This is a genomic window from Cellulomonas soli (genome assembly GCF_052036975.1).
Classification (GTDB): Bacteria; Actinomycetota; Actinomycetes; order Actinomycetales; family Cellulomonadaceae; genus Cellulomonas; species Cellulomonas soli_A.
This window is the reverse complement of sequence record NZ_JBQIAR010000014.1, coordinates 72,257-84,461: the sequence shown is the minus strand read 5'-3', so window position 1 is coordinate 84,461 and position 12,205 is coordinate 72,257. Positions and strand designations below refer to the sequence as shown.

The 12,205-nt window shown below is 73.9% G+C and carries 12 protein-coding genes and 1 tRNA gene; 6 read left to right on the top strand and 7 right to left on the bottom strand.

The window, feature by feature from the left end; all coding sequences use genetic code 11:
• A complete protein-coding gene (locus ACTHAM_RS14325; protein ID WP_440688614.1) occupies window positions 1-579 on the bottom strand; it encodes a hypothetical protein in 579 nt (192 codons plus the stop codon).
• A 94-nt stretch (window positions 580-673) separates the two neighbouring features.
• On the opposite strand from ACTHAM_RS14325, the gene ACTHAM_RS14320 reads away from it, so the two are divergent.
• The 5 genes from ACTHAM_RS14320 to ACTHAM_RS14300 all read left to right on the top strand — a co-directional run bounded on the left by ACTHAM_RS14320 (window position 674) and on the right by ACTHAM_RS14300 (window position 5,234).
• Entirely contained in the window at window positions 674-1,372 is a 699-nt protein-coding gene (locus ACTHAM_RS14320; RefSeq protein ID WP_440688612.1) for a response regulator transcription factor, read from the top strand.
• Window positions 1,369-2,337 carry a sensor histidine kinase gene (locus ACTHAM_RS14315; RefSeq protein ID WP_440688610.1) on the top strand — a complete coding sequence of 323 codons (969 nt, stop codon included), beginning with the start codon at window positions 1,369-1,371 and terminating at the stop codon, window positions 2,335-2,337. The genes ACTHAM_RS14320 and ACTHAM_RS14315 overlap by 4 nt, the downstream gene beginning before the upstream one ends.
• 97 nt (window positions 2,338-2,434) lie before the next feature.
• Window positions 2,435-3,871, top strand: a complete 1,437-nt coding sequence (locus ACTHAM_RS14310) for an NAD(P)/FAD-dependent oxidoreductase (RefSeq protein WP_440688608.1) — start codon at window positions 2,435-2,437, stop codon at window positions 3,869-3,871.
• A gap of 135 nt (window positions 3,872-4,006) precedes the next feature.
• Window positions 4,007-4,080: transfer RNA gene (locus ACTHAM_RS14305), tRNA-Leu, on the top strand.
• A gap of 164 nt (window positions 4,081-4,244) precedes the next feature.
• Complete coding sequence (locus tag ACTHAM_RS14300) at window positions 4,245-5,234, top strand: aldo/keto reductase (protein WP_440688606.1); 990 nt, start codon at window positions 4,245-4,247, stop codon at window positions 5,232-5,234.
• A gap of 9 nt (window positions 5,235-5,243) precedes the next feature.
• Here the strand turns inward: ACTHAM_RS14300 and ACTHAM_RS14295 are convergent, their stop codons facing one another.
• The 5 genes from ACTHAM_RS14295 to ACTHAM_RS14275 form a co-directional block, all read right to left on the bottom strand.
• Window positions 5,244-5,990: an SAM-dependent methyltransferase gene (locus tag ACTHAM_RS14295; protein WP_440688604.1), complete on the bottom strand. Its 747-nt coding sequence runs from the start codon at window positions 5,988-5,990 to the stop codon at window positions 5,244-5,246.
• A gap of 36 nt (window positions 5,991-6,026) precedes the next feature.
• Window positions 6,027-6,443, bottom strand: a complete 417-nt coding sequence (locus ACTHAM_RS14290) for a PLDc N-terminal domain-containing protein (RefSeq protein WP_440688602.1) — start codon at window positions 6,441-6,443, stop codon at window positions 6,027-6,029.
• Between the two features lie 111 nt (window positions 6,444-6,554).
• The gene (locus ACTHAM_RS14285; RefSeq protein ID WP_440688600.1) at window positions 6,555-7,427 is read right to left on the bottom strand and encodes a siderophore-interacting protein; all 873 of its coding nucleotides are present in this window, start codon (window positions 7,425-7,427) and stop codon (window positions 6,555-6,557) included.
• A 229-nt stretch (window positions 7,428-7,656) separates the two neighbouring features.
• Window positions 7,657-8,526, bottom strand: coding sequence for an ABC transporter permease subunit (locus ACTHAM_RS14280; RefSeq protein ID WP_440688598.1), 870 nt, complete (start codon window positions 8,524-8,526; stop codon window positions 7,657-7,659).
• A complete protein-coding gene (locus ACTHAM_RS14275) occupies window positions 8,523-9,521 on the bottom strand; it encodes an ABC transporter ATP-binding protein (protein ID WP_440688596.1) in 999 nt (332 codons plus the stop codon). The genes ACTHAM_RS14280 and ACTHAM_RS14275 overlap by 4 nt, the downstream gene beginning before the upstream one ends.
• A gap of 302 nt (window positions 9,522-9,823) precedes the next feature.
• Between ACTHAM_RS14275 and ACTHAM_RS14270 the strand changes: the two genes are divergently transcribed.
• A complete protein-coding gene (locus tag ACTHAM_RS14270; RefSeq protein WP_440688594.1) occupies window positions 9,824-10,651 on the top strand; it encodes a Bax inhibitor-1/YccA family protein in 828 nt (275 codons plus the stop codon).
• 58 nt (window positions 10,652-10,709) lie between these two features.
• Here ACTHAM_RS14270 and ACTHAM_RS14265 read toward each other — a convergent pair whose 3' ends face one another.
• On the bottom strand, window positions 10,710-12,185 hold the full coding sequence (locus ACTHAM_RS14265; protein WP_440688592.1) for a phytoene desaturase family protein: 1,476 nt from the start codon (window positions 12,183-12,185) through the stop codon (window positions 10,710-10,712).
• Window positions 12,186-12,205 lie beyond the last annotated feature (20 nt).

Sequence of the window (12,205 nt, the reverse complement as noted above, 5' to 3'; positions counted from 1 at the left end):
TCAGTCGTCGTCGCCGTCGGGCTGCTCGGCGCCGTTCCCGCCGCCCGTCGAGCTCACCTGGTCCTGCCAGGCGGCGCGGGCACCGGAGTCACCGGCCCGGTACACGGCCAGGGTGGCGCCTCCGGCGACGACCAGCGTCACCACGGCGACCAGTGCACGCGCCCACGGAGCGGACGCCCACGCGGCCGACCCGCTGCGGGCCACCGTCGTGACCGGGGCAGTGCCCTCGGACGACGCGGACGCCGCGGCCTTCGCGGCCCGGTCGGCCATCCGTCCGCCCCACCAGATCACGCACGTCACCCCGAACAGCGCGACGGCCCACACGAGCACCGCGTCGCCGTACTGCGCGTGGCGCTCCACCAGCGGGCTCTCGGGCACGTGCTCCTCGAGCCACTCGCCTGCCTCCACCGCGAGCGGCACGCTGCCCAGCGCAGCCAGGGCGACCAGCGGGGTGAGGAACCCGAGCTTGCGGCGCGCGGCCGGCCACGCGGCGGCGAGTACCGCCATGAGCGCCGCGAGCGGGACGAGGACGACGACCGCATGGACCAGCAGGACGTGCGCGGGCAGGCCGTTGACCATGACCACCTCCGGGTGATGGGCCCCGCTGCGCGCGGGGCGACATCCCGAGCCTGGTCAGGGCTTCTGGGAAGCTTCTGGGGGCGAGAGGTGCACGATGAAGGACGTGGACGTGACCGTGGGTGCCCCGAGGGCTTCGCTGCTGCTGGTCGAGGACGACAAGGAGCTCGGACCGCTCCTGGTCGAGGTGCTCGGCGAGCACTACGACGTGACCCTGGCCCGTGACGGCCAGGCGGGCCTGCACCGGGCGCTGAGTGACGACCCCGACGTGCTGGTGGTCGACCGCGGCCTGCCGGGCATCGAGGGGCTGGACCTGGTGGCGCGGTTGCGGCGCGCAGGCCTGCGCTCACCCGTGCTGGTGCTGACGGCTCGCGGCACCGTGCAGGACCGGGTCGACGGGCTCGACGCCGGCGCGGAGGACTACCTGGTCAAGCCGTTCGACATCGCCGAGCTGCTGGCCCGCCTGCGGGCGCTGCTGCGCCGGCACGCGGACACCAGCGAGCAGCTGGCCGTCGGTGAGGCGTCGTTCGACGTGCGCAGCCGGCGCGTCACCGGCACCGACGCAGGCCCGGTGGACCTGACGGCGCGGGAGGCCGCCCTGCTGGAGACCCTCGCCCGCCGGCCGCAGCGGGTGTTCACACGCGAGGAGCTCCTCGAGCTGGTCTTCGACGGGGAGAACGTCCCCAACACCGTCGACACCTACGTGCACTACCTGCGGGTCAAGCTCGGTCGCGGCGTGGTGCGCACGGTCCACGGCCTCGGCTACCGCCTGGGCGCGGGGACGGGCGAGGCATGAGCGGCGCGGACCGGGCCGCCGTGCGCCGCGCCGAGACCCGCACGGCGGCGGCCGTGGGTGCTGCGGTGCTGGTCGTGGTGGCCCTGACCGCTGCGATCGCGTGGGTCGCCGGCCGTGCCGAGGGCCTGGAGGGCGCAGCCACGCTCGGCGGGGAGGTGCCGGTCGAGCAGGTCTCCGACGACAAGGCCCTGCTGCTGCTCGCTGTCGTGGTGGTGGTGGGCACCCTGAGCGCCGGTGCGGTGGGCCTGCTGGCCGCCCGGCGTGCCGTCCGCCCGGTGCAGGAGGCGTTGGCGACGCAACGTCGGTTCGTGGCCGACGCCTCGCACGAGCTGCGCACGCCGTTGACCGTGGTGCACACCCGTGCCCAGCTGCTGCTGGCCCGCACGGCGCCGGACGACCCGCGTCGGCCGGTGACCGCACAGCTGGTCGAGGACACCCGTGTGCTCGGCGAGGTGGTCACGGACCTGCTGGTCTCCGCCCAGCTCGAGGGTCAGGGCGGGGCGCTCGCCCGCGAGCCGGTCGACGTGCTGCCGCTGCTGCACGCGGTCGCCGACTCGTTCGAGGCCATCGCACACGGGGTCCACCTGGAGGTGTCGGGCGCCCCGGTGAGCGTGCCGGCTGCTCCGACGGCGCTGCGCCGCGCGGTGGCGTGCCTGGTCGACAACGCGCTCGCGCACAGCCCGGCCGGAGGTGGTGTGGTGGTCGGGGCGGAGCACGACGCGGCACGCGGCCTGGTGCGGATCTCGGTGGCCGACGAGGGGGAGGGGTTCCCGGCCTCGGCCGAGGACCGCCGCCGGCTGACGGCCCGGTTCGAGCAGGGTGCACGCTCCGACTCGTCCCGTCCCCGGTTCGGGTTGGGTCTGGCGCTCGTGCGGGAGGTCGCCGAGCGGCACGGTGGTCGGCTCGTGCTGGGGGACCGGGACGGCGGCGGTGCGCTCGCGACGATCGAGCTGCCCGACCGCTGAGCTCGGCCGCCAGGCGGGTCGAAGGTCCCAGGGAGTGTGCGCAGCGTCACCGCGTGCGGGTGAGGCATGCCTCAGAGCGCCCGGTTACCGTTGATCCATGCCTCAGCCTGCCTCGACCATCGGTGCTGCCCCCACGGAGTCCGAGGGCGCCGCGGCCCCCAAGCCGCGCAAGGTGCCCCGGGTCGTCGTGCTCGGCGGCGGGACCGTCGGCCTGTACACCGCGCGTCGCCTGCGCAAGCGCCTGGGTGGCCGCGAGGCGGCGATCGTCGTCGTCGACCCGCGCCCGTACATGACGTACGCGCCGTTCCTGCCGGAGACCGCCGCCGGGTCGATCGACGCCCGCAACGTCGTGGCCCCGCACCGTCGCGCGCTCAAGGGTGCCGACGTGCTGCAGGGCAAGGTCACGCACATCGAGCACGCGCAGCGCCGCGTCGAGATCACACCCGAGGCCGGCGAGCCGTACTGGATCAGCTACGACCACCTGGTCGTCGGCCTGGGTTCGGTCGCCCGCACGCTGCCCATCCCGGGTCTGGCGGAGCAGGGCATCGGCTTCAAGAACGTCGAAGAGGCCATCGCGCTGCGCAACCACGTGCTCAACCGCATCGACGTGGCCTCCAGCACGTGGGACCCGGAGCTGCGCCGCAAGCTGCTCACGTTCGTCTTCGTCGGGGGCGGGTTCGCCGGCATCGAGGCCCTGGCCGAGGTCGAGGACATGGCCCGGTACGCGGTGCGGCACTACAAGCAGATCGAGCCCGAGGAGCTGCGGTTCGTGCTCGTCGAGGGCTCGCGGCGCATCCTGCCCGAGGTCAACGAGGAGCTCGGCGGCTACACGCTCGAGCAGCTGCGCAAGCGCAACATCGAGATCCACCTGTCCACGTTCCTGTCCTCGTGCGTCGACGGCCACGTGGTGCTGTCCACGGGCATCGAGTTCGACGCGGACACCCTGGTGTGGACGGCCGGCGTGAAGGCCAACCCCGTGCTGGCCGACTCCGACCTGCCGCTCGACAAGCTCGGCCGGGTCACCTGCAACGAGTACCTGCAGGTCGTCGACGCCGACGGGAACGTGGTCGCCGACGCGTACGCCGCCGGTGACTGCGCCGCCGTGCCCGACCTGTACAACCCGGGTCAGTTCTGCCCGCCGAACGCCCAGCACGCGCTGCGCGAGGGCAACCACCTGGGCGACAACCTGGCCAAGGCGCTGCGCTCCGCCGAGCTCGAGCCGTACAAGCACAAGAACATCGGCGCCGTCGCCTCGCTGGGCATGTACAAGGGCGTCGCGCAGATGTTCGGCAAGATCAAGGTCCGCGGGTTCCTCGCGTGGGTGCTGCACCGCTCGTACCACGTGGCCGCCATGCCCACCTTCAACCGCAAGCTGCGCATCGCGGCCGGCTGGACCGGCTCGCTGCTGTTGCGCCGTGAGGTCGTGGCCCTCGGATCGCTGCACGACCCCCGCGCCGAGTTCCGGGCCGCCTCGGTGCCCGCGACGCCGACCCCGACCGCCACACCCGCCCCGGAGAAGCCCGCCGCGTCCTGACCGGCGGTCGACCCCCGGGTCGACGAACGACCTCACGACACCCCCAGCCTTTCGTAGGCCTGGGGGTGTCGTCGTCGAGGGGGGCGTCCCTGGCAGGATGGGTAGGTCCGGTGCCGTCCGTGCCCGGGCGGCGCGGCCCCCGTAGCCCAGCTGGCAGAGGCAACCGGCTTAAACCCGGTCGAGGGCGGGTTCGAACCCCGCCGGGGGCACCGATCACCGTGGCAAGCACCGGGGCAAGCACCGGGGCCGCCGGTGCTGAGGGGGCCCCGGGGACCAGGGAACGCCAGGACCTCCCTGGCTCCGACGTTCCGGCCTACCGTCGAGCGCAGGAGCGGACGACGCCGGTCGTCCGCCGGTTGCAGGAGGTAGCGCCATGCACCAGCGCACGCTCGGTCAAGGTCTGCAGGTGTCCGCCGTCGGTCTCGGCGCCATGGGGATGTCGATGAGCTACGGCCCGAACCCCGGCAGTCGTGACGACATGATCGCCGTGCTGCGCGGCGCCGTGGACCTCGGGGTGACACTCGTGGACACCGCGGAGGTCTACGGCCCGTACGTCAACGAGGAGCTTGTCGGCGAGGCGCTCGAGCCGGTCCGCGACCAGGTGGTCGTCGCGACCAAGTTCGGGTGGGACATCCAGCCCGACGGTTCGTGGCCGGGCACCGACTCACGTCCGGAGCGGATCCGCCGGGTCGCCGAGGAGTCGTTGCGGCGGCTGCGCACCGACGTGATCGACCTGTTCTACCAGCACCGGGTCGACCCGAAGGTGCCCATCGAGGACGTCGCCGGCACGGTGGGGGAGCTGGTCGCCGAGGGCAAGGTGCGCCACTTCGGGCTGTCAGAGGCGGGTGCGGCGACGATCCGCCGCGCGCACGCCGTGCACCCGGTCACCGCGGTGCAGTCGGAGTACTCCCTGTGGACGCGTGACCCGGAGCCGGAGGTGCTGCCCACGTGCGCCGAGCTCGGGATCGGGTTCGTGCCGTTCAGCCCGCTCGGCAAGGGGTTCCTGACGGGCACGGTCGACTCCTCGACGACGTTCGCCGAGGGGGACATCCGGCTGCGCGTGCCGCGGTTCACCGCGGAGAACCGGGACGCGAACGCGGCGATCGTCGACCACGTGCGGCTGCTCGCCGCGCGCAAGGCCGTCACGCCCGGTCAGGTGGCGCTGGCGTGGCTGCTCGCGCAGCAGCCGTGGATCGTGCCGATCCCGGGCACGCGCCGGCTGAGTCGTGTCGAGGAGAACGCCGGTGCGACGACGGTCGCGCTGTCCGCCGACGAGAAGGCCGAGCTCGACGCCCTGGTGGCCACGGTCGGGGTGGCCGGCACCAGGTACGACGAGGCGGGCATGTCGATGGTCGGCCTCTGAGCGGGTCGGCTATCGCGCGATGAGCGCGAACACGCCCCACCCGAAATGGGTTCGGGCCCCGGCCGCGTACCGCTGTGGCTCAGCGGCCAGCTCACGGCGGATCTGGTCGTGCAGCTCGTGGTCCGGGTGCGCGTCGGCCCAGCGGCGCATGGTCAGCCACTGCCGTGCCTGGTACCTGTCCCAGGACTCCTCGGTGGCGCAGACCATCTCCACCACGTCGTAGCCGAGGACCCCGAACGAGGCCAGCAGGTCCGCAAGCGGCAGGTACTCCTCCGCGGACGGCACACCGCACGCGGCCAGCGCCTCGGCGGTGGTGGGGGTGGTGCGCCAGTACGGCTCACCGACCAGGATCATCCCGCCGGGCCGCAGGCTGCGGCTGAGCAGGTCGAGGGTGCCGGGCACCCCTCCGCCGATCCACGTCGCACCGACGCACGCGGCGACGTCGACCGGCTCGGTGGCGACGTACCCGGCGGCGTCGGCCTCCACGAACCGCACCGCACCGCTCACGCCGAGCTCGTCGGCCCGGGCCCGGGCGTGGGCGATGAAGTCGGGGTTGAGGTCGACACCGACCCCGGTGACCTGGTGGTCGCGCGCCCAGGTGGCCAGCAGCTCGCCGGACCCGCAGGCCAGGTCGAGCACACGGGCCCCGGCAGGCAGGTCGAGCGAGGCGCCGAGGTCGGCGAGCTGCCGGTCGGTCAGGGGGTTGTGGATGCGATGGCGGGACTCACGGATGGAGAAGAGACGAAGGTCGAACATGACGGTTGCTCCTGATCCTCGCGGCGCTGCGTCCGGTCAGGCGCGGTGGTCGCCCTCGGGCTGCTCGTCGTCCTGGGCCGCCAGGCGGCGCTCGCGCTCGCGCAGCTGGGCCTCCCAGTCGCGCAGCATCTTCTCGTGCGTGTCGTCCGAGCGGCGCACGGAGGCGAGGAACTCGGGGTCGTCGTCGGGGGCCACCGGTCGGGGACGCTCGTACTCGGGGAACCCGGCGGTCTCCGTCGACCGCCAGGGCACGTCACGACGCGTCCGCGCGGAGTCCAGGGGTCGTCCGGCCACCAGCCACGCCACCCCGCCGACGATCGGCAGGATGATGATGAGGATCACCCAGCCCGTCTTCGGCAGGTTCCGGACGCGGTACTCGTCGGTCTGGATGCAGTCGACCAGGCAGTAGACGAGCACGGCGAGCTCGACCAGGAACGGCAGCGCGCGGAACATCGGACCTCCCCCCGGGCCTGCGACGCAGGCCGACCGACGCCGACGGTAGCGGAGGTGGGTCGGTCCGCGGGCGCGTTCCGGGAGCACAGGGGAGTGGCGCTCAGCTGCCCTTCAGTCGAGGCCTGCGCTGCGCTCCTGCTCCTCGATGCCCGCCAGCCAGGCGCGCTTGCCCGCGCGCCAGCCCTCGTCATCGGCGCCGAACCTCCAGTACCCCGACACCGACAGGTGCTCGCGCGGCACTCCGCGCACGCTGCGCAGGTGCGCGCGCAGCGCACGGACGGCACCGGCCTCGCCGTGCAGGAACGCGCCGACGGGCCCAGGCTGGTCGGGCAGCGACTCGACGGCCTCGACCAGGGCTCGCCCGGGGGTGTGGTCGGCTTCGTGCACCCAGCGGACCTCGACGCCGCCGGGTGCGGCGAGCGGCAGCTCGTCGTCCGGGTCGGGGACCTCCAGCACCACGGTGCCGACGGCGTCCGCGGGCAGCCGCTCCAGGGCGACCGCGACGGCCGGCAGGGCGCTGGCGTCGCCGATGAGCAGGTGCGAGGCGACGTCCGGGGACGGTGACCAGGCGCCGCCGGGCCCCGCCACCCACACGGTGTCACCCACCTGCGCCCGCTGCGCCCACGGCCCGGCAACGCCGGCGGTGCCGTGCACCACCATGTCGAGCGTCAGCTCGCCGTCGTCGAACGCCCGGACCGTGTAGCTGCGCTGGCGCGGCTGGTCGTCGGGCGGCAGAGCCGCGCGCACGGCGTCGAGGTCGAGCCGGCCGTCGGCGCGGACCGGCACCGTGCCGCCCACCGACGCGGGCAGGAAGACGAGCTTGACGTAGGAGTCGGCGTGCGGCGCCGGGGGCAGGTCGCCCAGCCCGGGGCCGCCGAGCACGACCCGCACGAACGAGCGTGACAGCCGTTGCGTCCGGACCACCCGGGCCTGCCGCGGAGCGGGTCGCGGGCGGTCGGCGGGGCGGGTGGGGGAGTCGGTCACGGCGGTACCTCCGAGGCCAGGACGAGGGCGGCGAGGGGTGCGCGCCGAGGCCGGAGCCTACGGGTGCCGGATGTGCGGCCCGTCGGCGCCGGCCATGTCGCAGTTGTGCGTCGATGCAGCGAAGGCGGTCGCCCGGGCCCCCTCCGGCCCTGGCGACCGCCTTCAGCGCCCCCCGCAGGGGGCAGTCGCGTCGGGGCGTGCCCTCGCAAGGCCGCCCCGCTGCGAGTCCTTACGCGTCCCGCGTGCGCAGCCGGATCGCGGCAGCGGTGAGCAGGATGACGACCCAGCCGACCAGCACGCCGTAGCTCGCCCAGACGCCCAGGTCGAGGCCACGCGTGTTCATGTCGTTGGCCATCTCGATCATCGACGAGGAGTACGTCACCTTGATGCCGCTGCTGTAGGGCAGGAACGGCGTGACGTACTGCAGCGGCTGCCACGGGATCAGCGCGATCGCGTTCTCGACCACGAGCAGAAGTCCGAACACCGTGGCGAGCGCGGCGGCGGAGTGCCGCAGCAGGGCGCCGATCGCGAACGCGAACAGCGCGATCGTGGTGAGGAACAGCGTGGTGCCGAACAGCATCCGCTGCGTCTCGGCGTCGCCGAGGTCGAAGGTCGCCTCGGCCCCGCTGAACAGCGCGCTGGTGATGCCGGCCCCGACCCCCACGAGGACGGCCGTCACCACGAACGTCACCGCGCCGAGCACGGCCGCCTTCGCCCACAGCACCGGCAGGCGCTTGGGTGCCGCGGACAGGCTCGAGCGGATCATGCCGGTCGTGTACTCACCGGTGATGATGAGGACGCCGAGCACGACCACGGCCAGCGACGACGTCTGCGTCGCGGCCATGAGCGGGACGAACGGGAGCTCGGTGGCGTCGGCGCCTGCCTCGGCGGCACCCAGCGAGCGCATGGCCAGGCCGACGAGGGTCACCAGACCGAGGAACACGACGGCCGTCGAGGCCAGCGTCCAGAACGTCGAGCGGAGCGTCCAGAACTTGATCCACTCGGCCTTCAGCAGGTGCCCGAAGGTCACCCGCGTGCGGGTCGGCGCGGCGGCGACGACGGCGTGCGCGCCGGTCGCCGGGGCGGTGGTGGTGCTCATCGGGCGGACTCCTCGACGGTCGTCGGGACGGGGGCGCCGGCAGGTACCGGGGTCACGGGCTGCCCGGGTGCGCTGTGCGCACCGGCGGTGGGCACACCCGAGTGGTACTCGACCTCGCCGGCCGTCAGGTTCATGTAGGCCTCCTCGAGCGAGCCGGTGACCGGCGTCAGCTCGTGCAGCACCAGGCGCGCGGCGGCGGCGAGCTCGCCGACGGCCTCCGCGGTGGGGCCGGTGACCTCGAGCAGGCCGGGCTCCAGGGCCGAGACCAGTGCGCCGTTGCGCGTGAGCTGCTCGGCGAGCTCGGTGGCCCGCGGGCTGCGCACGCGCACCGTGCTGGTGGTGGCGCGGGCGACGACCTCGGAGACGGGGGCGTCGGCGATGATCCGGCCACGGCCGATGACCAGCAGGTGGTCGGCGGTCATCGCCATCTCGCTCATGAGGTGCGAGGACAGGAAGATCGTGCGGCCCTCGGAGGCGAGGTAGCGCACCAGGTTGCGCACCCAGAGCACACCCTCGGGGTCCAGGCCGTTGACGGGCTCGTCGAGCAGCAGGGTGCGCGGGTCGCCGAGCAGCGCCGCGGCGATGCCCAGGCGCTGGCCCATGCCGAGCGAGAACCCGCCGACGCGCTTGCCGGCGACGGTCTGCAGGCCGGTCATCTCGATGACCTCGTCGACCCGCTTGGTGCCGATGCCGTGCGTGGCGGCCATGGCGCGCAGGTGGTTGCGGGCGCTGCGGCCGGTGTGCACGGCCTTGGCGTCGAGCAACGCGCCGACCTCGGTGAGGGGGGAGCGGTGCTCGGCGTACGGGCGGCCGTTGACGATCACGGTGCCGTTGCTCGGGCGGTCGAGCCCGACGATCATGCGCATGGTGGTCGACTTGCCGGCGCCGTTCGGGCCGAGGAAGCCGGTCACCTTGCCGGGCTGCACCGTGAAGCTGATGCCGTCGACGGCGGTCTTGGCGCCGTACCTCTTGGTCAGGCCGTGGGCCTCGATCATCGGGAGTGTCCTCCGGTCGGTGGGGTTGCACCACGACCGTACGGGAGCGCGCCCACTCAGGGGATCGGTCCGGAGGTGGAGTCGCGGCGCGGAACCCGCTCCACCGGAAGGCGGACGTGACCCTGAGCCCCGGATGGGCCCGGATGGGCCCGCATGAGCCCCGGATGGGCCCGGCTGGGCCCTGGTGACGGACGGGCGGGCCCGCACCGGACCCGCTGCGGTACGCGGGAACGTCGGGCAGGCTTTCGGCGTTGGACACCATGGCAGGAACCGGCCGACCTCGACCGACCCCAGGAGCAGGCATGAGCAACCCGATCTTCGACAACAGTCCCGTCTTCGCCGACCCGAGCAAGAAGCGCGCCGGGGGCCGCGGCGGTGCCGCGACGATGACCGCCGGCACGGCCGGTGCGCAGGCCGCCGACGCGGCGAGCCTCGACGCGCTCTACCAGGCACCTGCGGCCACCACGCGCGACACGGGACGGCTGACCTACGACGACGTCATCGTCAAGACGGCGGGTCTCCTCGGCCTGCTGGTGGTCGTCGGTGCCGCCACGTGGGTGCTCGCGCCGGGGCTGTGGATCGTCGGCGCGATCGTCGGCCTGGTGCTCGGCCTGGTCAACGCGTTCAAGCGCGAGCCCAGCCCGGTGCTCATCACGCTGTACACGGCCGCGCAGGGCGTGTTCCTCGGCGGGATCAGCGCGTTCTACGAGTCGTTCTACGAGGGCATCGTCGGGCAGGCCGTGCTGGCCACGCTCAGCGTGTTCGCCGTCTCGCTCGTGCTGTTCCGCTCGGGCAAGGTCCGCGTCACGCCGAAGTTCCAGCGGGCCGTGCTCATCGGCATGGCGGGCTACCTGGTCTACTCGCTGGTCAACGTCGGCTTCGTGATCTTCGGCGTCGGCGACGGCGCGTACGGGCCGCTGCGCTCCGGGTTCCTCGGCATCATCGTCGGCCTGGTCGCCGTCGGCTTGGCTGCGGCCAGCCTGATCATGGACTTCGACTCGATCAAGCGCGGCGTCGACCTGGGCGTGCCCGCCAAGATGGCGTGGTCGGCGGCCTTCGGGCTGATCGTCACCCTGGTGTGGCTGTACCTGGAGCTGCTGCGACTGCTCGCGATCCTGCGAGGGGAATGACGTCACGGGTGCGGCCACCGCACCCGCACCACCTCGCCGAGGCCTCCGACCCGCACCCTCACGGTGCGAGGTCGGGGGCCTCGCGCACGTCGAAGACCTCGCGCAGCAGGTGCCGCGCGGCGAACCAGCCGGCCATGCCGTGCACGCCCGGGCCCGGCGGGGTCGAGGCCGAGCACAGGTAGGTGCCCTCGAGCCCGACGGCGTACGGGTCCCAGCGGGCGGTCGGTCGGGCGACCATCTGCCGCAGGGTCGTCGCACCGGCGGCGATGTCCCCGCCCACGAGGTTCGGGTTGTGCTCGGCCATGCGGGAGGCCGGGACGCACCGTGCCGCCACCACCAGGTCGCGGAACCCCGGGGCGAAGCGTTCGATCTGCGCCAGCACGGCCTCGGTCACGTCGACGTCGGAGCCGTGCGGCACGTGGGCGTAGGTCCACAGCGGGCGCAGGCCGCCGACCTCACGGGAGGCGTCGACGACCGCCGGGTCGCTGAGCAGGACCATCGGGTGGGTCGCGTGCCGCCCGGCGGCCACGGCGGCCTCGGCCTCGGCGACCTGCGCGCGGGTGCCCCCGACGTGCACCGTGCCGGCCAGGGCCACGTCGGGCACGGTCCACGGCACGGGGCCACGCAGCACCAGGTCCACCTTGGCGGCACCGCCGCCGTACCGGAACCGCTGCAGCGCGCGACGGGAGCGGGCGGGGATCCGGTCGCCCAGGATCTCGACCAGGGCACGCGGGGTGGTGTCGAACAGGTATCCCCGTGCCGGGGGCAGCTGCGCCCCGGCGCGCACCTGGTGGCCGGTGACGACCAGCCCGCCGTGCGCCCGCAGGTCCGCCACCAGGGCGTCGACGATCGCGCCCGACCCGCCGCGCGGGATCGGCCAGCCCAGGCCGGAGTGCCCGAGGGCGGTCAGCAGCAGGCTCGTGCCGGCGGCGGCCATCGAGGGCAGCGGGGTGATGGCGTGCGCGGCCACCCCGGCCAGCAGCGCCGGGGCGACATCCCCCCGGAACCGCCGCGAGGAGGCACGCGCACCCTGCTCGAGCATGCCCAGCCCGAACCGCGCGGCCGTCCGCCCACCCCGCGGCAGCAGGCCCGGCGGCACGCTGCGCTTGTCGCCGAGGGCGACCCGCACCACGTCGGCCGGCCGGTGCGTGAGCGGCCCGACCAGCGCGCGCCACGCGGGCCCGTCCGCGCCGAGCTCCTCCACGGTGCGGTCCAGGTCCCGGTAGGCGATCCCGGCGCGGTCGTCGGGCAGCGGGTGCGCGAACGACACCTCGGGGGTGAGCAGCTCCACCCCGCGGGCGTGCAGGTCGAACGCGTGGAAGAACGGTGAGGCCCACGCCATCGGGTGCACCGCCGAGCACACGTCGTGCACGACGCCGTCGGCGAGGCCCAGGTCGAGCGTGCGTGCCCCACCGCCGACGGTCGACTGCCCCTCCAGCACCACCACGGACAACCCGGCCCGTGCGCAGGTCACGGCTGCCGCGAGCCCGTTGGGCCCCGAACCGACCACGACGACGTCCGCAGGTGTGCCCATCGCTGCCTCCTCGTGGTGAC